The organism is Aeromicrobium sp. 636 (assembly GCF_024433585.1).
Classification (GTDB): domain Bacteria; phylum Actinomycetota; class Actinomycetes; order Propionibacteriales; family Nocardioidaceae; genus Aeromicrobium; species Aeromicrobium senzhongii.
On the sequence record NZ_WNJU01000002.1, the window covers coordinates 444323 to 468016 of the forward strand.

General features: G+C 70.3%; 31 protein-coding genes. 21 read left to right on the forward strand and 10 right to left on the reverse strand.

Annotated elements, in window-relative coordinates; translation table 11 throughout:
- Window positions 1–49 precede the first annotated feature (49 nt).
- From GL325_RS08765 to GL325_RS08775, 3 genes are all read left to right on the forward strand, one after another.
- Window positions 50–562 (forward strand): hypothetical protein, encoded by a 513-nt coding sequence (locus GL325_RS08765; RefSeq protein WP_154596717.1) that lies wholly within the window; start codon window positions 50–52, stop codon window positions 560–562.
- A 91-nt stretch (window positions 563–653) separates the two neighbouring features.
- Window positions 654–815, forward strand: coding sequence for a DUF3117 domain-containing protein (locus tag GL325_RS08770; protein ID WP_082530405.1), 162 nt, complete (start codon window positions 654–656; stop codon window positions 813–815).
- A 23-nt stretch (window positions 816–838) separates the two neighbouring features.
- A complete protein-coding gene (locus GL325_RS08775) occupies window positions 839–1165 on the forward strand; it encodes a hypothetical protein (RefSeq protein ID WP_255467043.1) in 327 nt (108 codons plus the stop codon).
- 8 nt (window positions 1166–1173) lie between these two features.
- Here the strand turns inward: GL325_RS08775 and GL325_RS08780 are convergent, their stop codons facing one another.
- Window positions 1174–1803, reverse strand: a complete 630-nt coding sequence (locus GL325_RS08780; protein WP_154596719.1) for an O-methyltransferase — start codon at window positions 1801–1803, stop codon at window positions 1174–1176.
- A gap of 151 nt (window positions 1804–1954) precedes the next feature.
- On the opposite strand from GL325_RS08780, the gene GL325_RS08785 reads away from it, so the two are divergent.
- Window positions 1955–2521, forward strand: coding sequence for a sigma-70 family RNA polymerase sigma factor (locus tag GL325_RS08785; RefSeq protein ID WP_187769273.1), 567 nt, complete (start codon window positions 1955–1957; stop codon window positions 2519–2521).
- Window positions 2522–2613: 92 nt separating this feature from the next.
- Here GL325_RS08785 and GL325_RS08790 read toward each other — a convergent pair whose 3' ends face one another.
- The 4 genes from GL325_RS08790 to GL325_RS08805 all read right to left on the reverse strand — a co-directional run bounded on the left by GL325_RS08790 (window position 2614) and on the right by GL325_RS08805 (window position 5916).
- Entirely contained in the window at window positions 2614–2925 is a 312-nt protein-coding gene (locus GL325_RS08790) for a sec-independent translocase (RefSeq protein ID WP_255467042.1), read from the reverse strand.
- Between the two features lie 10 nt (window positions 2926–2935).
- Window positions 2936–4087 carry an Mrp/NBP35 family ATP-binding protein gene (locus GL325_RS08795; RefSeq protein WP_187769274.1) on the reverse strand — a complete coding sequence of 384 codons (1152 nt, stop codon included), beginning with the start codon at window positions 4085–4087 and terminating at the stop codon, window positions 2936–2938.
- 91 nt (window positions 4088–4178) lie between these two features.
- A complete protein-coding gene (locus tag GL325_RS08800; RefSeq protein WP_187769275.1) occupies window positions 4179–4691 on the reverse strand; it encodes a DUF1003 domain-containing protein in 513 nt (170 codons plus the stop codon).
- Window positions 4684–5916: a magnesium transporter MgtE N-terminal domain-containing protein gene (locus GL325_RS08805; RefSeq protein ID WP_222865778.1), complete on the reverse strand. Its 1233-nt coding sequence runs from the start codon at window positions 5914–5916 to the stop codon at window positions 4684–4686. The genes GL325_RS08800 and GL325_RS08805 overlap by 8 nt, the downstream gene beginning before the upstream one ends.
- Window positions 5917–6019: 103 nt before the next feature.
- Between GL325_RS08805 and GL325_RS08810 the strand changes: the two genes are divergently transcribed.
- The 12 genes from GL325_RS08810 to GL325_RS08865 all read left to right on the forward strand — a co-directional run bounded on the left by GL325_RS08810 (window position 6020) and on the right by GL325_RS08865 (window position 15458).
- The gene (locus GL325_RS08810; RefSeq protein WP_154596724.1) at window positions 6020–6901 is read left to right on the forward strand and encodes a DMT family transporter; all 882 of its coding nucleotides are present in this window, start codon (window positions 6020–6022) and stop codon (window positions 6899–6901) included.
- Window positions 6902–6982: 81 nt separating this feature from the next.
- Window positions 6983–8176: an acyl-CoA dehydrogenase family protein gene (locus GL325_RS08815; RefSeq protein ID WP_154596725.1), complete on the forward strand. Its 1194-nt coding sequence runs from the start codon at window positions 6983–6985 to the stop codon at window positions 8174–8176.
- Window positions 8177–8255: 79 nt separating this feature from the next.
- Complete coding sequence (locus tag GL325_RS08820; protein WP_154596751.1) at window positions 8256–8732, forward strand: general stress protein; 477 nt, start codon at window positions 8256–8258, stop codon at window positions 8730–8732.
- A gap of 29 nt (window positions 8733–8761) precedes the next feature.
- A complete protein-coding gene (locus tag GL325_RS08825; RefSeq protein WP_187769276.1) occupies window positions 8762–9550 on the forward strand; it encodes a sulfotransferase in 789 nt (262 codons plus the stop codon).
- Window positions 9551–9660: 110 nt separating this feature from the next.
- Window positions 9661–10971: an endonuclease/exonuclease/phosphatase family protein gene (locus GL325_RS08830; RefSeq protein ID WP_187769277.1), complete on the forward strand. Its 1311-nt coding sequence runs from the start codon at window positions 9661–9663 to the stop codon at window positions 10969–10971.
- Between the two features lie 46 nt (window positions 10972–11017).
- Window positions 11018–12052 (forward strand): MaoC family dehydratase, encoded by a 1035-nt coding sequence (locus GL325_RS08835; RefSeq protein WP_187769278.1) that lies wholly within the window; start codon window positions 11018–11020, stop codon window positions 12050–12052.
- Between the two features lie 4 nt (window positions 12053–12056).
- Window positions 12057–12659 carry a histidine phosphatase family protein gene (locus GL325_RS08840; protein WP_154596755.1) on the forward strand — a complete coding sequence of 201 codons (603 nt, stop codon included), beginning with the start codon at window positions 12057–12059 and terminating at the stop codon, window positions 12657–12659.
- A 10-nt stretch (window positions 12660–12669) separates the two neighbouring features.
- The gene (locus GL325_RS08845; protein WP_187769279.1) at window positions 12670–13494 is read left to right on the forward strand and encodes a PHP domain-containing protein; all 825 of its coding nucleotides are present in this window, start codon (window positions 12670–12672) and stop codon (window positions 13492–13494) included.
- Window positions 13495–13578: 84 nt separating this feature from the next.
- Window positions 13579–14007: a hypothetical protein gene (locus GL325_RS08850; RefSeq protein WP_187769280.1), complete on the forward strand. Its 429-nt coding sequence runs from the start codon at window positions 13579–13581 to the stop codon at window positions 14005–14007.
- Entirely contained in the window at window positions 14004–14288 is a 285-nt protein-coding gene (locus GL325_RS08855) for a transcriptional regulator (RefSeq protein ID WP_255955889.1), read from the forward strand. The genes GL325_RS08850 and GL325_RS08855 overlap by 4 nt, the downstream gene beginning before the upstream one ends.
- A gap of 46 nt (window positions 14289–14334) precedes the next feature.
- The gene (locus GL325_RS08860; protein ID WP_187769281.1) at window positions 14335–14811 is read left to right on the forward strand and encodes a hypothetical protein; all 477 of its coding nucleotides are present in this window, start codon (window positions 14335–14337) and stop codon (window positions 14809–14811) included.
- A 5-nt stretch (window positions 14812–14816) separates the two neighbouring features.
- Window positions 14817–15458: a TetR/AcrR family transcriptional regulator gene (locus GL325_RS08865; protein ID WP_187769282.1), complete on the forward strand. Its 642-nt coding sequence runs from the start codon at window positions 14817–14819 to the stop codon at window positions 15456–15458.
- Between the two features lie 14 nt (window positions 15459–15472).
- Here GL325_RS08865 and GL325_RS08870 read toward each other — a convergent pair whose 3' ends face one another.
- Window positions 15473–16306, reverse strand: coding sequence for an alpha/beta fold hydrolase (locus GL325_RS08870; protein WP_187769283.1), 834 nt, complete (start codon window positions 16304–16306; stop codon window positions 15473–15475).
- 7 nt (window positions 16307–16313) lie between these two features.
- Window positions 16314–17072, reverse strand: a complete 759-nt coding sequence (locus GL325_RS08875; protein ID WP_187769284.1) for an SDR family oxidoreductase — start codon at window positions 17070–17072, stop codon at window positions 16314–16316.
- Between the two features lie 132 nt (window positions 17073–17204).
- Between GL325_RS08875 and GL325_RS08880 the strand changes: the two genes are divergently transcribed.
- Both GL325_RS08880 and GL325_RS08885 read left to right on the forward strand, forming a co-directional pair.
- Window positions 17205–17963, forward strand: coding sequence for a ParA family protein (locus GL325_RS08880; RefSeq protein WP_187411484.1), 759 nt, complete (start codon window positions 17205–17207; stop codon window positions 17961–17963).
- Between the two features lie 89 nt (window positions 17964–18052).
- Window positions 18053–18706: a L,D-transpeptidase gene (locus tag GL325_RS08885; protein ID WP_187769285.1), complete on the forward strand. Its 654-nt coding sequence runs from the start codon at window positions 18053–18055 to the stop codon at window positions 18704–18706.
- A gap of 24 nt (window positions 18707–18730) precedes the next feature.
- On the opposite strand, the gene GL325_RS08890 is transcribed toward GL325_RS08885, so the two are convergent.
- The gene (locus GL325_RS08890; protein WP_187769286.1) at window positions 18731–20188 is read right to left on the reverse strand and encodes a DEAD/DEAH box helicase; all 1458 of its coding nucleotides are present in this window, start codon (window positions 20186–20188) and stop codon (window positions 18731–18733) included.
- A gap of 171 nt (window positions 20189–20359) precedes the next feature.
- Here GL325_RS08890 and GL325_RS08895 point away from each other — a divergent pair, with 171 nt between their 5' ends.
- Entirely contained in the window at window positions 20360–21058 is a 699-nt protein-coding gene (locus GL325_RS08895; RefSeq protein WP_187769287.1) for a ferritin-like fold-containing protein, read from the forward strand.
- Between the two features lie 88 nt (window positions 21059–21146).
- Here the strand turns inward: GL325_RS08895 and GL325_RS08900 are convergent, their stop codons facing one another.
- Entirely contained in the window at window positions 21147–21383 is a 237-nt protein-coding gene (locus tag GL325_RS08900; RefSeq protein ID WP_232418724.1) for a DUF3107 domain-containing protein, read from the reverse strand.
- Entirely contained in the window at window positions 21380–22015 is a 636-nt protein-coding gene (locus GL325_RS08905) for a TetR/AcrR family transcriptional regulator (RefSeq protein ID WP_187411482.1), read from the reverse strand. Before GL325_RS08905 ends, GL325_RS08900 begins: the two co-directional genes overlap by 4 nt.
- A gap of 156 nt (window positions 22016–22171) precedes the next feature.
- On the opposite strand from GL325_RS08905, the gene moeZ reads away from it, so the two are divergent.
- Window positions 22172–23371, forward strand: a complete 1200-nt coding sequence (gene moeZ, locus GL325_RS08910; protein ID WP_255467041.1) for an adenylyltransferase/sulfurtransferase MoeZ — start codon at window positions 22172–22174, stop codon at window positions 23369–23371.
- A 27-nt stretch (window positions 23372–23398) separates the two neighbouring features.
- Entirely contained in the window at window positions 23399–23689 is a 291-nt protein-coding gene (locus GL325_RS08915; RefSeq protein WP_154596766.1) for an MGMT family protein, read from the forward strand.
- The last annotated feature ends 5 nt before the right edge of the window (window positions 23690–23694 follow it).

Consider the following 23694-nt stretch of genomic DNA (forward strand, 5'->3'; position numbering starts at 1 on the left):
TCGGCGTGCCGTCGACGGCCGACGCGAGCTCGCCCTTAATCTTGGCTCCATGTCCAGCCGCACACTTCCCCGCTCGCTGCGTGTGACATCCGCAGCGATCGTGCTTGCTCTGGCCGCAGTCGTCGTGATCGCCGGTGTGGCGATGCAGACGGTTCCGGCCCTCATCATGGCCGCTTGCGTGGCCCTCTCGGCCGGCATCACGTCGACCGTTCTCATGTCCGAGGAACTGCGTGACTTCCGCCAGAAGTTCGCGCGTGACCGCGTCCGCGACGCCCGGCTCATCGCCGAGCGCGAGCGCGAGCACCTCGACGTGGACGCGTCGTTCCGTCGCGCCGTCAGCGAGCGTCTGCGCGCCAGCGAGGCCGAGATCGCTCGTCTGCGCGCCGACCTGGCCGCCGGCAGCACGCAGATCGACGAGCTCGAGGAGCGCCTCGCCACCGAGCAGGAGCTCGTCGCGATGCTCGGCATGCGCCCCGAGATCGACCCGCGCATCGTCAGCCCCGGTGCCGAGACGGACGCCGACCAGCGTGCAGATGGCCCGGGCGAACTACGTTCGGCGTGACACTTTCGTACCCTTGAGGTGATTACATCGCCGCGATGCGCGATAATGAGTGCCGGCCCGAATTCTCGGGTGACGAACGAGAGGGGTACAGATGGCCGCCATGAAGCCTCGGACCGGCGACGGACCGATGGAGGTCACCAAGGAGGGGCGCTGCATCGTCATGCGGGTCCCGCTCGAGGGCGGCGGACGTCTGGTGGTCGAACTCAACAACGAAGAGGCCGCCACGCTGGGTGACCAGCTCAAGGCCGTCTGAGTCCTACGATGTACGGACTCTCGGTGCGTTGGTCCCTGGCCGACGCACCTCCCGGCACCCTCGAACGGCTCCGCGAGTACGTCGAGGCTGAGTCCCATGCGAAGTTCGCGGGTCTGCCGGGCCTGCGCTTCAAGACCTGGCGCGCCCGCGAGGACGAGTGGTTCGAGGGAACCTACGTCTTCGTCAGCGACGAGGTGCGCGCCGAGTTCCAGGCCGACTTCGAGACCCGGGCGGCCGACGCCCCGGCCACGGCGATGACCGGCGTGGCACCGCAGATCGAGCCGTTCGAGGTCGTCGCCGTCGTGCGCGGGCCGGCCGGCTTCCGCTCGGCCGCCCGCTTCGAGGGCTGACGCCCGCGTCAGTGCGGCTTCTGCAGCACCAGCAGGCCGTCGCCCAGCGGCAGCAGCAGCGCCGTCAGGTCCTCGTCGTTGCGCACGCGCTCCACGAGCTCGCGGATGGCGACCGTCTCGGGGTCGCGACGCGACGGGTCGGCGACCCGGTCGTGCCACAGCGCATTGTCGAAGATCACCAGGCCGCCGGCGCGGGTGAGGCGCAACGCCTCGTCGAGGTACTCGCCGTACTCGACCTTGTCGCCGTCGCAGAACACCAGGTCGTAGCCGCCGTCGTTGAGCCGCGGCAGCACGTCCAGGGCCGAGCCCGTGATGAGCCGGAAGCGCGTCGGCGCGATGCCGGCGGCGCGGAAGACGTCGCGCGCGAGCCGCTGGTTCTCGGCCTCGAGGTCGACGGACGTGAGCACACCGTCCGGCAGCATGCCGCGGAGCAACGCCAGTCCGGAGACGCCGGTGCCCGTGCCGATCTCGGCGATGTTGCGGGCGTTCGCCGCACCGGCCAGGAAGGTCAGAGCAGCCCGTGCCCCGGGCAGGACGGGAACCACGCCGACGGACTCGGCATGTCGGCGCGCGGTGCGCAGGTGGTCGTCCTCGGGCTGGTACTGCTCTGCGTAGGCCAGGCTGGCTTCGGTCGTCATCGTCCCCTCGCAATTCGTTCGGCGGGTGGGCCCAGCCTATCGACGCCGGGCGCCGGTCGACGACGGGACTCGCGGTGGCGAGGGCGACGGACTTCGCCAACCGTCAGCGCGTTCTTCGGTTGCTCTCAGGTTCGCGGTCGAGGATCGAGGCATGGCCGATGCGAACCCGACCGCGACCGTGCAGGAGCAGGTCGAGATCTACGTTCAGCACGCGCCACAGGTTCGCCGGCTCGCCACGCGCCTGACGGGCAACCCCCAGGACGCCGAGGACCTGACCCAGGACGTGTTCGAGCGCGTCTTCACGTCGCTGGACCGCTATGAGGCCCAGAACCTCGCCGGGTGGATCCACCGCATCACCACGAACCTCTTCCTGGACCGGGCGCGACGTGCCGGTCGCCAGCCCACCTCGGCCCTGACCGCGGCCCACGAGGAGCGGCTCACGGACAGCGGCTCGCTGCCGGCCGACGTGGTGCACGACGCGGGGTTCGATCCTGACATCGAGGCCGCTCTGGCGACCCTGCCGAGCCATCTGCGGGTGGCCGTCGTGCTGGCCGATGTCGAGCAGTTGGCGCACGCCGAGATCGCGGTGCTGCTGGGGATCAAGATCGGCACGGTCCGCACGCGGGTCCACCGGGGACGCGCCGCGCTGCGGCGGGAGTTGGCGCACCGCGAGCCGCGCTCCGGCCGGACCCGCGTGCTCGGCGCCCTCGGCGTCTGACCGCCCGCCCTCCCGAGATTTGCTCCCAAACTCACCATTCAGAGCGCTTCAAAGGTGGAAATGGGAGCAAATCTCGGGGTGGGGGAGAGGGCTCAGGTGGCCTCGGGGTCGAACGGAGGCACCTCGCCGGGCCGCAGGATGCGCACGCTCGGTACCGGCGGAGGCGTCGGGTCGGACCACATCACGTCCCGGACCGCCGCGCGGGGGTCGAGGTCGCGCAGGTCGATGTCCTTGAACTCGTCGCCGAGCTCGCGGCCCAGCTCGGCCTTCGCGTTGTCGGCCATCTGGCGGACGGTGCGGATGAACTGCGCCGCCTGACGCGCCAGGCCCGGCAGCCGGTCGGGACCGAACACGAGCATCGCCACGACGAGGATCGTGCCGATCTCCATCCAGCCCAGGCCCACGGGCGTGATCCTACAGTCGGCCGGCGGGCGCGAGGCCCAGCTGCATGCCCGCGAGGCCGCGCGAGCGGCCACTGAGCTGGTCGGCGATCTGCTGCAGGACCTTGGCGCTCTCGGCGTCGGGATCCGCGGCCACGATCGGGTCGCCGGAGTCGCCGCCCTCGCGCATGCGCTCCTCCAGGGGGACCTGGCCGAGCAGCGAGATCTCGTAGCCGAGGCGGGCACTGAGCGTGGACGCGACCTGCGCGGCACCGCCGGAGCCGAAGACCTCCATCTTCTCGCCCGAGGGGAGCTGCAGCCACGACATGTTCTCGATGACGCCCACGACGCGCTGGTGCATCATCGACGCCATCGTGCCGGCGCGCTCGGCCACCTGGGCGGCGGCCTGCTGCGGCGTCGTGACGACGACGACCTCGGCGTTGGGCAGGTGCTGACCCAGGCTGATCGCCATGTCGCCCGTGCCCGGGGGCAGGTCGAGGAAGAGGGCGTCGAGGTCGCCCCAGTAGACGTCGGCCAGCATCTGGACGAGAGCACGGTCGAGCATCGGACCGCGCCACGCGACGACCTGGTCCCTGCGGGGCTTGAGCATGCCGATGCTCATGACCTTGATCGTCGTGCCGGCGACCTGGGCCGGGACGGGCATGATCATGTCCTCGACCTGGGTGGGGCGCTGGTCCCCCACGCCGAGCATGTCGGGGATCGAGTGGCCGTAGATGTCGGCGTCGACGACGCCGACCTTCAGGCCGCGCTTGGCCATCGCGACGGCGAGGTTGACGGTGACGGTCGACTTGCCGACGCCACCCTTGCCCGAGGCGATCGCGTAGACCTTGGTCAGCGAGCCGGGCTGGGCGAACGGGATCTCACGCTCGGCGCGGCCGCCGCGCAGGTGCTCCTGCATGGCCTTGCGCTGCTCGTCGGTCATGACGCCCATGTCGACGCGGACCGTGTGGGCCGGGGCGACCTTGACCACGGCGGCGGTGACGTCGCGGGTCAGGGTGTCCTTGAGCGGGCAGCCGGCGACGGTCAGCAGCAGCCGCACGACGATCTCGGTCTCGCCGATCGTGATCGTGTCGACCATCCCCAGCTCGGTGATCGGGCGCTTGATCTCGGGGTCGTTGACGGTCGAGAGCGCCGCGGTGATCTGTTCCTGGGTGACGTCAGCCATGAGGTGGAGTCTACGGGGGCCAGACCAACGCCCGGGCGCCGTGTCGGCAACCGGGCAGCATCCGTTCCGCGGGGCGGATCGGGCCGCCGGGTCAGTCCTGGTCGCCGGGCTCCTCGGCCCGCTCCAGATCGGCCAGGAATCCGCGCAGCTCACTGCGCAGGAAGTCGCGCGTGGCGACCTCGCCCAGGCCGATCCGCAGGCTCGCGACCTCGCGGGCCAGGAACTCCATGTCGGCGTGCGAGCGGCTGGCGGCGTCGCGGTCCTGCTCGGCCGCGATGCGGTCGCGCGCCTCCTGGCGGTTCTGCGCCAGCAGGATCAGGGGAGCGGCGTACGACGCCTGCAGCGACAGGATGAGCGTGAGGAAGATGAACGGGTACTCGTCCCAGCGCGGCCGGTCGGGACCGTAGGGCACGTTCCACGCGATCCAGACCAGGATGAAGACCGTCATCCACGCGATGAAGCGCGCGGTGCCCAGGTAGCGGGCGGCGGACTCGGCGAAGCGGCCGAACCGCTCGGGGTCGGCGGCCTCACGCCGTGCGGCGAGGTTGCGCGTCAGCCCGCGACGCAGGTCGCGGGGCTGGTCGAGGCGTTCGCGATCAGCCATTCTCTCGCCACCCCTTCGGCAGCAGGTGGTCGAGCACGTCGTCGATCGTCACGACGCCCAGCAGGTGCTGGTTCTCGTCGACGACCGGCAGCGCGACCATGTTGTACGCGGCGAGCAGCCCGGCGACCTCGGCCAGCGAGGCGTCGGGACGAGGCCAGTCGATGTCGTTGTCGATGACCTGGCTGACCAGGGTCGACGGTGGCTCGCGCAGCAGCGCCTGGAAGTGGGCTCCGCCGAGGAAGCGGCCGGTGGGCGTCTCGAGCGGGGGCCGGCACACGTAGACCATGGACGCGAGCGCCGGGCTGAGCTCGGGCTCGCGGATCAGCGCGAGCGCGTCGGCGATGGTGGCGCTCGGGTCGATCACGACCGGCTCGGTGGTCATCATGCCGCCGGCGGTGCGCTCCTCGTAGGAGAGCAGTCGGCGCACGTCCTCGGCGTCCTCGGGCTCCATGAGCTCGAGCAGCTCCTCGGCCGTCTGGGCCGGCAGCTCGCCCAGCAGGTCGGCCGCGTCGTCGGGGTCCATCTCGCCCAGGACGTCGGCGCCACGGCTCGGGTCGAGGATGCCCAGCACCTCGATCTGCAGCGCCTCGGGCATCTCCTCGAGCACGTCGGCCAGACGTTCGTCGCCGAACTCGCGGACGATCTCCATGCGGCGCTTGGGCGGCAGGTCGCGCAGGGCGTTGGCGATGTCCGCCGGACGCATCTCGTCCATCGTGGCGAGGAGGTTGGTGGCACCCTGCGCGGCGGTCTCGCTGGCGAGGCCGTGGACCTCGTCCCACTCCAGGACGTGGCTCGTGCCGCGCCGGCCGAAGCGCTTGTGGTGCTCGGCCACGGCGACGGTCGAGACGTACCAGTCGCGACGCGGATCCTGCTCGATCGCGAGGTCGTACAACGTCGCCGCCGTGCCGTCGGCGAGCGTGACCTGGCGGTCGAAGAGCTCGTGCACGGCCAACGTCTCGGTGGCGCGTTGTTGGAAGCGGCGCAGGTTCAGGACGCCCGTCGTGATGATCTGGCCCGAGTCCATCGAGGTCACCCGCGTGATCGGCAGGAACACCCGCCGACGGCCGAGGACCTCGATCACCAGGCCCAGGACGCGCGGTCGCTGGGTGGCGCTGCGGACAGCGACGACGACGTCGCGCAGCTTGCCGACCTGGTCGCCGACCGGATCGAACACGGCCTGACCGACGAGGCGGGACACGAAGATCCGGGTCGGCTGGCTGGTCACGGGTTCGAGGCTACCGGTGGAGGGTGACTCAGGGGATGGGACCGGACGCACCGGCCCGGGGCGGGGAGCGCGAGACGGCCGAGACGGGTGGGAGACTGACGCGGTGAACCTGGTCCTGGCCGCCATCGCGGTCGTCGGCGTCTCCCTGTCGGGTCCACTCATGGCCGCGACCGCGGCTCCCGTCCTGGCGATCGCCTTCTGGCGCAATGCCATGGCCACGGGTCTGCTGGCGCCGTTCGCCCTCACGCGGCACCGCGCCGCCATCACCGGCCAGGACCGCCACGGCTGGCTCCTGTCCTTCGTCGCCGGCGCCGCCCTCGCGGCGCACTTCGCCTGCTGGGTGGCCTCGCTCAAGCTCACCTCGGTCGCGGCGGCGACCGCGCTGGTGTCGATGCAGGTCCTGTTCGTGATCGCGATCGACGCGCTCCGGGGCCGCCGCGCCCCCCGCGCGGTGGTCGGGGGAGCGCTGCTGGCCGTCCTGGGGGTCGTCGCGATCTCGGGTGTCGACCTGTCCATCTCGCGCGAGGCGATCTGGGGCGACGCCCTGGCCCTGGCCGGTGGCCTGTTCGCCGCCGTCTACGTCATCGTCGGGGCGCGCGTGCGCGAGACTCTCTCGACCACGGCCTACACCTTCACCTGTTACGGCATCTGCTCGGCGGTCCTGTTGATCGCCTGCCTGGTCGCGGGCGTGCCGCTGGGTGGTTGGTCAGCCCGCGCGTGGGTCCTGATCGTCGCCGTGATGGTGTGCGCGCAGCTGCTGGGCCACTCGGTCATCAACCATCTGCTGGCGGTCATGTCGCCGGTGGTCGTCTCGCTGATGCTCCTGCTCGAGGTGCCCGGTGCCGCGCTGGTCGCCGCGGCCTTCCTCGGCGAGGCCCTGCCGTGGGCGACGTACGCCGGGATCGTGCTGATCCTGGCCGGTCTCGCGGTCGTCACGGCGGCCAGCGGGCGGGCGCGACCGGCCGAGACGCTCGTAGCGGACTGAATCGTCCGTCCCCGGACGATACGGCCGATCGCGCCACTGTAGGCTCGCCCCGATTCCCACCGAGATTCGAGGAGCACCGTCATGGGGCGTCTTGTCAGTACTGAGGGTTTGACCGAAGAGCAGGTCGAGATTCTCAAGGTCGTGCGTCAGTTCGTCGAGAAGGAGATCATTCCGGTCGCGACGGAGCTCGAGCACAAGGACGAGTACCCGACCGAGATCGTCGAGGGCCTCAAGGAGCTGGGCATCTTCGGCCTGATGATCCCCGAGGAGTACGGCGGACTCGGCGAGTCGCTGCTGACGTATGCCCTGGTGGTCGAGGAGATCGCCCGCGGCTGGATGAGCGTGTCGGGCGTGATCAACACGCACTTCATCGTGGCCTACATGCTGATCCAGCACGGCACCGAGGAGCAGAAGCAGAAGTACCTGCCCAAGATGGCCACCGGTGAGGTCCGGGGCGCGTTCTCCATGAGCGAGCCGTCGCTGGGCTCGGACGTGTCGGCCATCTCGACGAAGGCGACCAAGCTCGATGACGGGTCGTATGAGATCACCGGTCAGAAGATGTGGCTGACGAACGGTGGCAGCTCGACGTTGGTGGCGGTGCTGGTCAAGACCGATGAGGGTTCGGACAGCGTCTACAAGAACATGACGACGTTCCTGGTCGAGAAGGAGCCCGGCTTCGGTGAGACGGCCCAGGGCATCACGGTGCCGGGCAAGATCGAGAAGATGGGCTACAAGGGCATCGACACGACCGAGATGATCATCGAGAAGCACAAGATCTCGGCTGATCAGATCCTCGGTGGCACGCCGGGCCAGGGTTTCTACCAGATGATGGACGGGGTCGAGGTCGGCCGCGTGAACGTGGGCGCGCGTGCGGTGGGCATCGCGAACCGTGCCTTCGAGCTGGGTATCGCCTATGCGCAGCAGCGTGAGACGTTCGGCAAGCCGATCGCTCAGCACCAGGCGATCTTGTTCCGCCTGGCGGAGATGGCCACCAAGGTCGAGGCCGCGCACACGATGGTCGTCCGGGCGGCCCGGTTGAAGGACTCGGGCAAGCGGATGGATGTCGAGGCCGGTATGGCCAAGATGCTCGCCAGTGAGTACTGCAACGAGGTCGTCGAGGCGTCGTTCCGGATCCATGGCGGCTACGGCTACTCCAAGGAGTACGAGATCGAGCGTCTCTACCGTGAGGCCGCGTTCATGCTGATCGGTGAGGGCACGTCCGACATCCAGAAGATGATCATCGGCCGCAACCTGCTCAAGGACTACAAACTCTGACACCACGCGCCCGCGCCGTCGACGGCCCAGCATCCTCGTGATGCTGGGCCGTCGCCCGTGACGGGTCTACGCTGTGGAAATGGCCCAGATCTTCTCGTTGGAGTACCCGCAGTCGCTCGGTGTCTATGACGACTACGCGACCGCCCAGAAGGCGGTCGACCACCTCTCGGACCAGGAGTTCCCGGTCGAGAACGTCCTCATCGTCGGCACCGATCTCAAGCAGCTCGAGCGTGTGACGGGCCGGCTGACGTGGGGCCGTGTGATCCTCAGCGGCGTCGCCGGCGGTGCTTGGTTCGGCCTGCTGATCGGCCTGTTGTTGGGCATCTTCGCGGCCGAGGGACAGTGGCTCCAGGCGGTCCTGACCGGCGTGATCCTCGGCGTCGTGTGGGGCGCCGTCATCGCGATCGTCGGGTACGCGATGAGCCGCGGACAGCGCGACTTCTCGAGTGTCAAGACCATCCTGCCGAGCAAGTACGAGCTGCTGGTCGAGCACAAGTACCTCGCGCGGGGGCAGGAGCTGTTGGCCTCGATGCCCGGCACGACCGCCCTCTCGTGACGGGTGGTGCGGGCGGTACCTTGTAGTGCATGCCCCTCGCCAAGGACGTCGCCCTCAAGGTCCCTGCCGTTCGGCGCCTCAAGGAGGACCGTGACGCGCTGCGGACCGAGGTCACGCAGCTCACCCGCGAGACCGAGAAGCTGCGCCGCCAACTGATCCTGGAACGCGACGAGACGTCGTACGACTACGTCTTCATCGTGACCTACGGGCGCACCGGTTCGACACTCCTGCAGGGCCTGCTGAACTCGATCCCGGGCTACCTCATCCGCGGCGAGAACGACGGCGCGCTGGAGTGGATGTTCGAGAGCCACCGCCGCATGAACAAGCGGATCGGGACGAAGCAGGGCAGCCAGCCGGTCAATCCGTGGTTCGGGCTGGACAACTATTCGCCGCAGGAGGCCGCGGACTCGATCCGCCGCCACCTGCAGCAGGTCTTCATCAAGCCCGAGCCGGACACCCGGGTCACGGGCTTCAAGGAGATCCGGTGGTGGCGCCGTGACCTCGTCGAGACGCTCGAGTTCGCGCGTCAGGTGTTCCCCGGTGCGCGCTTCGTGCTCAACACCCGCAATCCCGAGGACGTGGCGCGCAGCAAGTGGTGGGCCAAGTACGAACGCGACGAGGCGCTGGCCAAGATCGCCGACTACGACGCACGGCTGGAGCGCGCGCATCGCGAGCTGGGCGACCTGACGTACCCGCTGCACTACGACGACTACGTCGCCGACCCGGGGGTCTTCGAGGGCCTGTTCACGTGGCTGGGGGAGTCCTTCGACCGCGAGCAGGTCGACCGGGTCATGGCGACCCGGCACTCCGTCGGCTGAGCCCGGGCCGCGGACGCCCGCGGTGCTGCTGCGATTGGCTGTGCGAGTGATGCAGGAGTAACTACAGTGGAGCAGGTGCGGCTCGGTGGAGTCGCGAGTCTGGAGCTCCCATGCGTCTGCGTCCCGCTGTCCTGGTGATGGCCTCGATCCTGGCCGTCGGTCTGCTCGCGGGACCGGGCGTCACGGCGCCGGCCGGTGCCGCCGGCTCCCGCTGTGCCGCGCACGGTGAGGTCGTCCGCGAGACCTCGGCCGGTGGCCGGCTCGCCGGCCGTACGCCGTTGCTGGTCGCGTCCTACAACATCGCGGGCTACAACGGCTCGGCCCGCACCCAGGCGACGTGGGAGGCACGGGCCGACCGGCTCGTCGGCATGATCATGCGCTGCTCGCCGGACGTCATCGGACTGCAGGAGGCCTCGGAGGCCTGGATGCAGCGCCGGGCCTTCGGCACCCGCAACTACAGCCAGTACGAGCACGTCGTCGACCTGATGAACGCGCGCACGGCCGGTGCGCCGTACCGGGTGACGAACACCCACCGCGAGGTCTGCCCGACAACGGGCCGCAACCCCGCCGTCTGGAACGGGTCGTGGCAGGGCACGAAGGCCCCGTGGAGGACCTGCACGACCTCGCCGGGCCGCAGCTCGTCGGACAACCGCACGATCTACGACTCCCGGGTCATGACGGTGGTCCGGGGCGGGGTCACCCGCCTGTCCAGCGCGACCTCGAACGTGCGCACCGTCGACTGGACCGTCTTCCGGCTGAACGCGAACGGCAAGCTGTTCGTGTTCGCGAACACCCACTTCGACGCGAAGTACCGCGGCAAGCCGATCACCTCCTCCGCGTCGAACGCGTTCCGCCGCAAGCAGGCGGCGCAGGCCGTGGCCGTCGTGCGGAAGGTGCGCGCGTACGCCGGCCGGACGCTCCCCGTCGTCGTCACGGGCGATCTCAACAGCTCGGGCCGGACCATGGCGAAGACCGGAGCGGACGTCATGACGAAGTCCGGCCTCGTCGACCTGCTCGGCACCGACCGGCGCAAGTACCGGTCCAGGAGCACGAAGTGGCGCGGTTCCTGCAAGTCGGTCGGGTCGACCAAGAGCCTGGCGGCCGTCGGCAACCCGCGCGTGCCGCTGCACCTGACCCGGCGTATCACGGCGTACTACAACACCTCCAACGCGATCGCGGGCAAGAAGGCCGGTACCGCCGTCAACCGCTGCATGTTCAAGGACAAGAGGTTCAAGCGGCCGCGTGGCGCCACCGCGAAGTCGTACTACCGCCACCAGGGCGTGCGCATCGACTACATCCTCACGTCGGGCTTCCTGGGCCGCGGCTGGGAGACCGTCGTGGACGCGAACCTGCGACGCGGGAAGTACCGCGTGACCCCGCCGTCGGACCACAACATGGTCGCCGCGACGCTCGCGTTCTGAGCATCCGCCATGATGGTGCCGCACCATCGGCGACTGTGAGGACGACATGAGCAAGACGAACCCGGGCAACTTCTTCGAGGACTTCACTCTCGGCCAGGTGATCGACCACGCGACTCCGCGCACGATCACCGAGGGGGACCGGGCGGTCTACGGCTCGATCTACCCGACCCGCTTCGCGGTGCCGTCCTCGGCCGCGTTCGCCGCGTCCGTCGGCCTGGACCCGCACCCGGTCGAGGACCTCATCGGGTTCCACGTCGCCTTCGGCAAGACGGTCCCGGACGTCTCGCTCAACGCCGTCGCGAACCTCGGGTACGCCGAGTGCCGCTTCCACCGGCCGATCGTGCCGGGCGACACGATCTCGACCTCGTCCGAGGTCATCGGGCTCAAGCAGAACTCCAACGGCAAGACCGGCGTCGTCCACGTGCGCTCGACCGCCACCAACCAGCGCGGCGAGGTCGTCATCGACTGGGCCCGCTGGGTCATGGTGCACAAGCGGAGCGTCGAGGCCCCCGCGCCCGAGACCGTCGTGCCCGAACTGGCACCGTTCGTGGCGCCCGCGGACCTGATCGTGCCCGAGGGTCTGGACTTCACCGACTACGACTTCTCCGCAGCCGGCGAGCCGCACCGCTTCGACGACTACGAGGTCGGCGAGAAGATCGACCACGTCGACGGCGTCACGCTCACCGAGTCCGAGCACCAGCAGGCCACGCGCCTGTGGCAGAACACCGCGAAGGTGCACTTCAACGTCGAGGCCCGTCCCGACGGCAACCGGCTGGTCTACGGCGGCCACGTGATCTCGATGGCCCGCGCGCTGTCGTTCAACGGGCTGGCGAACGCCCAGCTGATCGCCGCGATCAACGCCGGCGCGCACACGTCCCCGGCGTTCGCCGGCGACACCGTCTACGCCTGGAGCGAGGTGCTCGACAAGGCCGAGACCTCGGCGCCCGGCGTCGGCGCGCTGCGGCTGCGCCTGGTCGCCACGAAGGGCCGTGACGAGTCGATGACGCTCAAGGGTGAGGACGGCAAGTACGCGGCCGGAGTGCTGCTGGACCTCGACTACTGGGCCTTCGTGCCACGCTGAGTCCATGGATCAGCAGCCTGCGAGGGAGACCGAGCTGTGGCTCGTGCGTCACGGTGAGACCGAGTGGAGCCGTGCGTGGCGGCACACCTCGTTCACGGACCTGGAGCTGACGGACACAGGGCGCGCCCAGGCGCGCGCCCTGCGTCCGCTGCTCTCGGGGGTCGGGTTCGACCACGTCTGGAGCAGTCCGCGACGACGCGCGCTCGACACCGCGCACCTGGCAGGGTTCGACCCCGAGATCGTCGAGGACGTCGTCGAGTGGGACTACGGCGAGTACGAAGGTGTCACGACCGAGGAGATTCGTGAGACGGTCCCCGGCTGGACGGTCTGGAGCCATCCCTCGCCGGCGGGCGAGTCGGCCGAGCAGGTGGCCGAGCGGCTCGACCGAGTCGTGGCCCGGGCGCGGTCGCTGGGCGGCCGCACTCTCGTGTTCGCGCACGGGCACTCCCTGCGCGTCCTCGCGGCCCGGTGGCTGGGGTTGGACGTGGCGGACGGGCGGGTCTTCCTGCTGGACACCGGTACCTACTCCGTCCTGGGTGACGACCGTGGCCAGCCGGTCGTGATCCGGTGGAACGTCCGCGAAGAGGCCGATGAGGAGAGGCCTTAGTCTTCTGAGGGTGCGCATCGACCTCCACACCCACTCCACCCGGTCCGACGGCACCGACACCCCGGCCGAGCTGGTCCGCAAGGCCAAGCTCGAGGGACTGGACGTCGTCGCGCTGACCGATCACGACGCGACCGAGGGCTGGGCCGAGGCGCAGGAGGCCGCCGACGAGGTGGGCCTGCGGCTCATCCGCGGCATCGAGATCTCGACGCAGTACGAGGGTCTGAGCGTCCACCTGCTGGGGTATGAGTTCGATCCGCAGAACGAGCCGCTGGTCGAGGAGCTGCACCGCGTGCTGGGCGGCCGCAACGACCGGCTGCCGCGGTTGCTGGACAAGCTCGCCGCCCTCGGCATGCCGCTGACCGAGCAGGAGGTGCTCGCCGTCGCCGGCGACGCCGCGGCCTGGGGGCGCCCGCACGTCGCCGACGCGATGATCGCCAAGGGTTACATCAAGGACCGCGACGAGGCCTTCCGCGACTGGCTCGTCCCGGGCAAGCCGGCGTACGTCGGCCGGTACTCGGCCGATCTGTTCGAGGCCGTGCGCCTGCTGCGTGAGGCCGGCGGCAAGCCCGTCATCGCGCACGCCTGGGCCCGCGACAGCGGCACCAAGATCACGCCTGAGCTCCTGGCGAAGCTCGCCGAGACGGGTCTGGCCGGCGTCGAGGTCGACCACCCCGACCACGATGCGCGGGCGCGGGCGGGACTCGCCGCCATCGCCGACGACCTCGGCCTGGCCAAGACCGGGTCCAGCGACTACCACGGCACCGGCAAGGGCCCGGCGTTCCACCTCGGGGCCAACCTCACCGATCCGGCGGAGCTGGAGCGCCTGCTGGGCTGATCCCCGACTTTCCGTGACGGCTTGCCATTCTGGAAAGTCACGAGGTAGACTTTCCGTGTTGGCAAGTCGAGCTCAGGAGAGATCATGGACGAACGGGACCAGGCGCGCGAGGCGCTCGAGCAGATCGCGGCCACCCGCCGCACCACGGCGCACCGGGTCGCGAGCCCGAAGGGTTACTACGCCGTCGCCGGTTCCGGCGCCGCGCTCGTGATCGTGGGGCTCGGCCTGGACGGCTGGGTGCGCTGGGCCCTCTATGCGGTGGGTCTGCTGACGGTGTTCGGCGCGATGCAGTGGTACACGCGACACACCGGCGCGGTGGCGTGGGCGACGCTGCGTGAGCCCGGCGCCTGGCGCGCGTGGCTCATGGCGGGGATCTCCTTCGTCGCGATGGTTGCCGCCTTCTTCGGGCCGGTGCCGGCAGTGATCGGCGCCGTCGTGACCGCCGCCTCGTGGGCGGTCCTGGGTCCGGCGTGGGACGCCGACTGGGTGCGCAGCATCGAGGAGCAGCCGTGAGTGCGGGCGCCTTCGATCCGTTGATCCACGCACCGCACCGGCTCCAGATCTGCGCGATGTTGGACACCGTCGACAAGGTCGAGTTCGCGCTCCTGCGCGACGGGCTCGGCGTCAGCGAGTCGGTGCTCAGCAAGCAGGTCAAGGCGCTGGAGGACGCCGGATACGTCAAGGTGTCGAAGGGCGCGCGTGAGGGGCGCGTGCGCTCCTGGGCCGCGTTCACCAAGGCCGGGAAGAAGGCCTATCGCGATCACGTCGCAGCGCTGCGCGCCATCGTCGGGTAGTGCTATCTTCGTTCTTGAGCGTGTGCTCAAGAACGAAGGGCAGGCGATGACGCGAGACCAGATCACCCTCTGCGGCTTGGGGGCCGCCACGATCTCCGGGGGCGTGAGCGCCCTCGGGTGCCTCGTGATCGCCTATGCGCTTGAGGTGGCGGGAGGGTCCCCGTTCGAGTGGCACGTCCTGGGCGCGCTGGTCGTCGTCTGGGCCGTGTTCGGGCTGTGGCTCGGTGTCTTCGTGGGGATCTTCGCGGGGGTCCTGCCCACCATCCTGAGCGTGGTGCTCTGGCCCCGGCTCGTGGCCCGTGGGGGGATCCGGCGGGCGCTCGACATGGTCGTGGCACTGGTCACCGCCGTCGCGTGGGTCGAGGCGCTCGTCCTGGTGGGCCTCTTCGATGCCCGGCCTGTCGAGGCGTTCTGGTGGGCCTCGGGCGCGGCGATGGTGTCGGGGGCGAGCATGTGGATCGTCCTGCGCCTCTCGTGCCGGGCGCACCTGCGCCGCACCGCGCTGCACGCAGCGACATACTGAACCCCGTGCCGCCGAAGTCAGCCGAGGAGTCCAAGCGCCGCCTCGTCGAGGCGACGATCGAGGTCATGACCTCCGACGGGATCACCGCTGTCTCGGCCCGGTCGGTGTCGCAGCGAGCCGGACTGGCGCAGGGCCTGGTCTTCTACCACTTCGGCTCGGTCACCGACCTGGTCGCGCAGGCCTGCGTCACCGCCACGCGGGAGCGCGTCGAGCTGCACCGTGAGCGCTTCGAGCAGGCACGGTCCTACGGCGATCTCGTGCAGCTGGCCCGCGACGTCCAGGAGGCGGAGCGCGGAGCCGGGCACGTCTCGGTGCTCGGCCAGGCGCTGGTGATGGCCCAGTCCGATCCCGGCATCGGCCGCGCCGCCCGGGACGCGCTGCTGCTGTGGCGCGAGCCGCTCAGTGGAGTCGCGTCGCGGCTGCTCGTCAAGGGCTCGCCCTTCGAGGGCGTGATCGACCCCGAGGCGTTCACCGACCTGCTGATGGCCGCGTTCATCGGGTTCGAGCTGACCGATCCGGTGCGCACCGAGGCCGACTCCGACCGCTCGTTCGACGCTGTCGCCGCGATGGCGCGAGCGCTCGACGGCCTGGGGCCGGTGGCGCGCCGCGCCGTCTCCGGCACGCTGCGCCGGACCCGCACGCGCTGAGTCGCGTCAGCGCCTCAGTGGGCCAGCAGGAAGCCGCGCCAGTCGTCGACGAGCTCCTCGGGAGCCTCGACGCCGGGGGAGTGGGCCGCCGACGGCAGGATCACGATCTCGGTGCCGAGCCGGCGGGCCATCTCGGCCTGGACGTCGTGCGGCCATGCGTCGTCGGTCTCGCCCCGGGCGACCCAGCACGGGACCCCGGTGGCCGCGACCTCGTCCACGCGGTCCTCGGCGTCCAGCAGGTGCTGGGTCATCGCCTTGAGCGAGGCGGGGGCGTTGGCCGTGAAGCGCTTCGCCAGGAAGGCCGTGATCTGGGCGGGGCGCTTGATGCCCTGCTCGCGCAGCTCGTGGATCTGCAGCAGCGGCACCTTGCCGATCGCGGTGACCAGGCGCTGGAGGGGCCGGGTCGGGGTGTCGCCGAGCGCTCCGGGGCCGGTGCACAGGAGGCTGAGCGTCCGGATGCGATCGGGATGCCCGATGGTGAGCGTCTGCGCCACGAGGCCGCCGAACGAGTGGCCGAGCAGGTGGAAACGCTCGTCCTGGATCGTGACGTCGGCCAGGGCCAGCGCGTCCTCGGCCAGGCCCTCGAGCGAGTAGTCGTCCTCCACGTCGCCGGGGGACTCGTACTGGCCGCGCTGGTCGAACGTCACGACGTCGAAGCCCAGGTCGGCCAGCAACGGCAGGACGGGGGTGAAGTCCTCCTTGCTGCCGGTCCAGCCGGGTACGAGCAGGATCGAGCCCACGCGCTCGCCGGCCGCGCTGATCCGATGCACGGCGTGTTCGCTGCGGGCCGTGAGGACGCGGGTGACCTCCACGCCCTCCGGGATCTCGAGGGTCCTGGGAACGCTCACTCCTGCCTCACCGACCACGCTTCGCGACGTTCGCCACGACGCTGGTCGGGGCATGGCGGGCGATCGAGGTGAGGACCTTGTACCGCAGCGAGGGGACCGAGACGGCCTTGCCGCGCTCGAGGTCGCGCAGCGAGCCCTTGACGACCGCGTCGGCCTTGAGCCACATCCAGCGGGGGACGCTGTCGATCTCGGCGCCCATGCGCTGGTGGAACTCGGTGCGCGTGAACCCGGGGCACAGGGCCTGCACGGTGATGCCGACGTCGGCGTAGTGCCAGTTGGCCCACTGCGAGATGTTCACCAGCCACGCCTTGTGCGCCGAGTACGCGCCACGCGGCGTGAACGCCGCGACGCTGGCGACGTTGATGATCCCGCCGCGTCCGCGTCCGGACATCGACTTGATGGCGGCGTCCATGAGGTGCATCGGCGCGCGCACCAGCAGGTCGAGCTGACGGTCCTCGTCGGCGATGGCCGTGGTGCCGAACCAGCCCGCGAGGGAGGCGCCGGCGTTGTTGACCAGCAGGTCGATGGGGCGCCCGGACTCCGAGAGTCGATCGGCGACGCGGTCCATGCCCTCGGACGTCGCGAGGTCCGCGGTGACGACCTCGACGTCGACCCCGTGGGTCGTCGACAGGTCGGAGGCCAACTGTTCGAGACGCTGGGTGTCGCGGGCGACGATGACGAGGTTCGTTCCCCGTCGCGCCAGCTGCCGGGCGAACGCGTTGCCGATGCCGGCGGTGGCGCCGGTGATCAGGGCCGTGCGGGTCATGGGGCCAGCATGCCAGTTCCATGACGGCCCGCCGCTCGGGAGGCTCCCCTCGCGCGGGAGCGTGGCGGTGATCTCACCGGAGCCGCTCGTCGAGGCCTGCTGCCGCGCCCCGGTCGGTGGCACAATGTCGGCGTGACCACCACCCTCGCCCTGGCCAACCAGAAGGGCGGCGTCGCCAAGACCACCAGCGTCGCGTCGATCGGGGCCGCACTGGCCCAGGCGGGGCAGCGGGTGCTGCTGGTCGACCTGGACCCCCAGGGCAGTCTGACGTTCTCGCTCGGGATCGACCCTGAGGAGCTCGAGGTCACCGTTGCCGAGGTGCTGCTGGGCAAGGCCGTCGTGCGCGACGCGCTCGTGACCTCCGAGGAGGGGCTCGACCTGCTGCCGGCGAACGTCGCGCTGGCCGAGGCAGAGGAGAACCTGATCAGCCGCACGGGCCGTGAGCAGCGGCTGCGGGTGGCCCTGGCCAAGATCGCCGACGAGTACGACTGGATCGTGCTGGACTGCCCGCCCGCGCTCGGCGTGCTGACCGTCGGCGCGCTGTCGGCCGCCGACGAGGTGCTCATTCCGCTGCAGGCCGAGACCCTGTCGCACCGTGGCGTCGGCCAGTTGCTCGACACGATCCACGACGTGCGCCGGTTCACCAACCCCGACCTCGTCATCCGCGGGGTCCTGGCCACGATGTACGACGGCCGCACCGCCCATGCGCGCAACGTGCTGGCCGCGATCAGCGAGACCTACGACCTCGAGGTCATCGATCCGCCGATCCCGAAGACGATCCGCTTCGCCGAGGCGCCGGCGATCGGCCGCACGATCCTCAGCACGGCGCGCTCGCACAAGGGCGCCGAGGCCTATCGCGACGTCGCCCGCGTGCTGATGGCGGGACGATGACGGCTCAGGGACCGAGCGACGGTGGGTCCGCCACGCGCACGCCCCGCGAAGTCGGCCATCGCCGCCGGGTGGCGCCTACCGTGGAGGACATGGCTTCCCCGCCCCCGACCCGCCTGCGACTCGGCCGGGTGACCGCACTGGCCGGTGCGCTCGTGCTGACCGCCAGCGTCGCCGTCGTCTCGCTCGTCCTGCCCGAGACCGACGCCGCCGCGACCCAGACCCGGACGGGCGCCGCCGTCGCCGAGGCCGTGCTGCCCACGGTCGCCGCGGCCACGACGGCGCCGACCACGCCGACACCGGCGCCCCCGAAGAAGGCTGCCGCCGCGAAGGCCGATCCCGCCCCGCCGGCGAACTCCGGCACGGGCCGCCGCATCGTGTTCGACCAGTCGGACCAGCGGGTGTGGCTGATCGAGGCGGACGGGACCGTCGACCGGACGTACCTGGTCTCGGGCAGCCGGTTCGACAACCTCAAGACCGGCACGTACGCGGTGCAGTCGCGTCAGCGGCACGCCACGAGCTTCGACTACACCGGCTCGATGGAGTACTTCGTGCGCTTCGCGACGGGATTCAGCGAGCCCATCGGGTTCCACTCGATCCCGGTCTACAACAACGGCAAGCCCGAGCAGACCGTCGAGCAGCTCGGCCAGCCCTTGTCGGCCGGGTGCGTCCGGCAGAAGAAGTCCGACGCCAAGTACCTGTGGCACTGGGCCCCGGACGGCACGACCGTCGTCGTCACGGCGTGAGACGACGGTCGGCCTGAGGGTCGATCAGTCGGTCGCGGCCTGCGGAGCGCCCTCGGCGGGCTTGCCGCCACGGGTGCGACGACGGCGCCGGCGACGGGCCTGGCCCTCGCCCGAGGCCTGCTCGTCGGACGACGCCTGGGGGCGACGCTCGGTCTGCTTCTCGGTCGAGCCGGCAGCGGGGCGCGAGCCGCCGTCGCGGCTGCGGCTGCGGTCGCGGTCGCGGTCGCGGCCACCGCTGCGGCCGTCGCGCTTCTGGCCGTCGCGGCCAGCCTCGGTGCGGGGCTCCTTCGGTGCCGCGGGCTTGAGCCGTCCCTTGGCGTTGCGGTCGATGCCCATGTCTTGGAACAGGTGGTCCGAGGTCGAGTAGGTCTCGATCGGCTCGTCGTAGGGCAGGTCGAGCGCCTTGTTGATGAGCTTCCAGCGCTGCAGGTCGGCCCAGTCGACGAACGTGACGGCGATGCCCGATGCGCCGGCGCGGCCGGTGCGGCCGATCCGGTGCACGTAGGTCTTGTCGTCCTCGGGGCACGTGTAGTTGATGACGTGGCTGATGTTGGCGACGTCGATGCCGCGAGCGGCGACGTCGGTGGCGACCAGGATGCTGACCTTGCCCTCGCGGAAGCCGTCGAGCGCCTTCTCGCGGGCCTTCTGGGCCATGTCGCCGTGCAGCGGCGAGGCCGGGAAGCCGCGGTCGGCCAGGTCGTCGGCCACGCGCTGGGCCTGGCGCTTGGTGCGCGTGAAGATGACGACGCGCTCGACGTCGTCGGCCTGCAGGATGCGGGCGACGACCTCGGGCTTGTCCATGTCGTGCGCCTGCCAGACGAACTGGCTCGTGGCCGGCACCATCTGGCCGGACTCGGCCGACTCGGCACGGATGTTCATCGGGTGGTGCATGTGCTTGCGCGCCAGCGTGACGATCGAGGACGGCATCGTGGCGCTGAACAGCATCGTCTGGCGGGTCTCGGGCGTGCGGGCCAGGATCGACTCGACGTCGGGCAGGAAGCCCAGGTCGAGCATCTCGTCGGCCTCGTCCAGCACGAGCGACTTGACGTGGCTGATGTCCAGCGCGCCGCGGTTGACCAGGTCGAGGATGCGGCCGGGCGTGCCGACGACGATGTCGACGCCGGACTCGAGCGCCTCGAGCTGCGGCTCGTAGGGGACGCCGCCGTAGATCGTGAGGTTGCGCGTGCCGCGGTTCTTGGACGCGGTGGCGACGTCGCCGGCGACCTGGATGGCCAGCTCGCGGGTCGGGGCCACGATGAGTGCCTGCGGCTTGCCGGGGGCGGCCAGCTGGTCGAAGTCGGGGTCGTGCGGGGCGACGGTGCGCTGGATGACCGGGATGGCGAAGGCCAGGGTCTTGCCGGTGCCCGTGCGGGCCTGGCCGATGAGGTCGGTGCCCATCAGGGCGACCGAGAGGGTCATCTCCTGGATGGGGAAGGCCTCGATGATGCCCTTGTCGGTGAGGGCGTCGACGATCTCGGGCATGACGCCCAGTTCGGTGAAGGTAGTCAGGGGTCTGCTCTGGTTTCTGTGTGCGATCTACTGTCAGCGGATCTCGGAAATGGCTGGGATCCTGCGAGGCAGGATCGGCGAATACCCCGTCAGTCTATCGCTCCGGGCCAGGCCGCGGGGGATCGCCGCGCTACAGTCCCGGTCATGACCTCCGACCCGACGACCGGCGGCCCCCTGGACGATCCCGACTACCGAGCCGGCGTGGTCGAGCTGCTGGCCCTGCTGAGCTACGGCGAGCTCAGCGCGGTCGAGCAGCTCAACCAGGACTCCCAGGACGCGCCCGACCTGTCCACCAAGGTCTCGTTGCTGACGATGGCTGCCGCCGAGTGGAGCCACTTCGTCCAGCTGCGCGACCGCCTCATCGGGCTGGGGGAGGACCCCTACGAGGTGATGGAGTCGTTCCGCGCGACCTTCGCCCGCTTCCATGACCGGACCGAGCCGTCCGACTGGCTCGAGGGCCTGCTGAAGGCCTACGTCGGCGACGGGCTCGCCGCCGACTTCTACCGCGAGATCGCGGCCTTCCTCGACGCCGACACCCGCCAGCTCGTGCTGGAGACGATGAGCCAGACCGGCAACAGCGAGTTCGTCGTCGACCAGGTGCGCGAGGCCATCGCGGCCGATCCGCGCGTCGGCGGACGGCTCGCGCTGTGGGGCCGCCGGCTGATGGGCGAGGCGCTCAGCCAGGCCCAGATGGTCGTCGCGGAGCGCGACGTCCTGACGGCCGTCGTCGTGGGTGCCGCCGACCGCCCCGGCGGGTTCGACCTCGCCTCCATCGGGCGCATGTTCGCCCGCATCACCGACGCGCACACCGAACGCATGGCGCGCCTCGGCCTCGACGCCTGAGGCCAGCAGAGACGAGAAATGCTCCTGATCTCACCTCTGCGCACCGCGCGAAGGTGAGATCAGGAGCAGATCTCGGACGGGGCTCGGGTCAGGCGCTGGTCAGACCGAAGCCGACCTTGCGGCCGCTGTCGGCGTTGAAGTACAGGTAGGCGACCTTGTCGGCCGGGACGGCCACGGTGTGGCCCTTGCTGTCGGTGACGGTGAACAGCGAGTCGTCCTTCAGTGCCTGGTTCAGCGTCGCGAGCACGGTGTCCGGCTCGGCGTTGGTCTCGACGGACAGTTCACGGGCGGCGTTCTGGACGCCGATCTTGACCTCCACGGTCACTCATCTCCTTCGTTGGTGGGCTTGGGGAACCCGCCGATCCCACGCCAGGCGAGTGTCGAGGCGAGGGTGACGGCGTCGTCACGGGTGAGGCCGGAGGCACCGGACAGCCAGGCGCGGGCGCCCACGTGGCCCATGCCGACGAGGCCGGCGGCCAGCAGTTCGGCGGCGCCGCGCGACAGGCCGGTGTCCTCGACGATGACCTCGGCGATGGCGGCGGCGGACTCGGAGGTGACTCGGTCGACCAGGCCGCTGACCTCGGGGTCGCTGGTCAGGTCCGACTCGAAGACGAGGCGGAACGCCTTCTCCTGGTTGGCGACGCAGTCGTACCACAGGCGCATGGTGGCCTGGACGCGCTCGGAGTTGTCCTGCGTCGACGCGAGCGCCGATCGCACACCCTCGATCACCGTGTCGACCGCGCTGGAGACCAGGGCGGTGTACAGGTCGAGCTTGCCGGGGAAGTGCTGGTAGAGCACGGGCTTGGAGACTCCGGCGCGCTCGGCGATCTCGTCCATCGAGGCGGAGTGGTAGCCCTGCTCGACGAAGACGTCGAGCGCGACGTCCAGCAACTGGGCCCGACGCGCGGTACGGGGAAGACGTCCCGCGCGGGGCCGGGCCTCTGGGGTCTGGGTCACGCCCCAACCCTAGCGGGGGGTTACCCACGGGTCGCTCCCAACGCCGTGCTCCGGAGGCCGTCGGCGGGTGCGGGTCGGGCTGTCCACCCTGCGGACGGAGTGCCACATGCTGGGATGGTCGAGGAACAATGGAGGCCTGCCCCCGGTTGTGCACCGGTGAGCAAGCAACCGAAGGAGAAGCCCGTGGTCGCGCCCCTGGTCGAGCCCGCCGATGAACTGACTGTCGACGAGGTCCGTCGCTACAGCCGCCACCTGATCATCCCCGACGTGGGCATGACGGGTCAGAAGCGTCTGAAGAACGCGAAGGTCCTGGTCATCGGTGCCGGTGGCCTGGGCAGCCCTGCGCTGCTCTACCTGGCCGCGGCCGGTGTCGGCACGCTGGGCATCATCGACGACGACGTCGTCGACGAGTCGAACCTGCAGCGCCAGGTCATCCACGGCCAGTCCGACATCGACAAGCCGAAGGTCATCAGCGCCGCGGAGTCGGTCGCCGAGACCAACCCGTACGTCAACGTCATCACGCACAACGTGCGCCTCGACAACGACAACGTGCTGGAGATCTTCAGCCAGTACGACCTGATCCTCGACGGCACCGACAACTTCGCGACGCGCTACCTCGTCAACGACGCGGCCGTCATCTTGAACAAGCCGTACGTGTGGGGCTCGATCTACCGCTTCGAGGGCCAGGTGTCGGTCTTCTGGGCGCAGGAGGGCCCGCAGTACCGCGACCTCTACCCCGAGCCGCCGCCGCCGGGCATGGTCCCGTCGTGCGCCGAGGGCGGTGTGCTGGGCGTCCTGTGCGCGTCGATCGGCTCGATCATGGTCACCGAGGCGATCAAGCTGATCACCGGCATCGGCGACCCGCTCATCGGCCGTCTCATGGTCTACGACGCGCTCGAGATGCGGTACACGACGCTCAAGGTCCGTCGTGACCCCAACGGCGTGCTGCCCACCGAGCTGATGGGCGACTACGAGGCGTTCTGCGGCGCGATCAGCGACGAGGCTGCGGACGCGGCCGCCGACGCCACGATCTCGGTGTCGACGCTCGAGACCTGGCTCAAGGAGCGCGAGGAGGGCCAGCGCGACTTCGTGTTGGTCGACGTGCGCGAGCCGAACGAGTACGAGATCAACCAGATCCCCGGCTCGGTCCTGATCCCCAAGGGCGAGGTCCTGGCCGGCAAGGCGTTCGACCGGCTGCCGCAGGACAAGCAGGTCGTCCTGCACTGCAAGTCGGGCGTGCGGTCGGCCGAGGCGCTGGCGGTGCTCAAGGGCGCCGGCTACTCCGACGCGGTGCACGTCGGTGGCGGCGTCGTGGCGTGGGTCAACCAGATCGACCCCAGCCAGCCCAGCTACTGAGCGGTCCTCCTGCGCGAGGATGACCTCATGGACGAGTCGTTCACCGAGGCGGTGCTGGAGGTCGTCGAGCAGATCCCCTCGGGGTCCGTCGCGACCTTCGGCCTGATCGCCGAGCGGCTCGGCCGTGGGGGCGCCCGCCAGGTGGGGCGCGTCATGTCCCTGGAGGGGCACGGCGTCCCGTGGTGGCGGGTCGTCCGTGCCGACGGCACGTTGCCGCCGCACCTCGTCGTCGACGCCCAGGAGCACTGGCGCGACGAGGGGACGCCGGTGCGCAACGGCCGCGTCGTGGTCGTCGAGGCCCTCGCGCCGGACTTCTGACACGT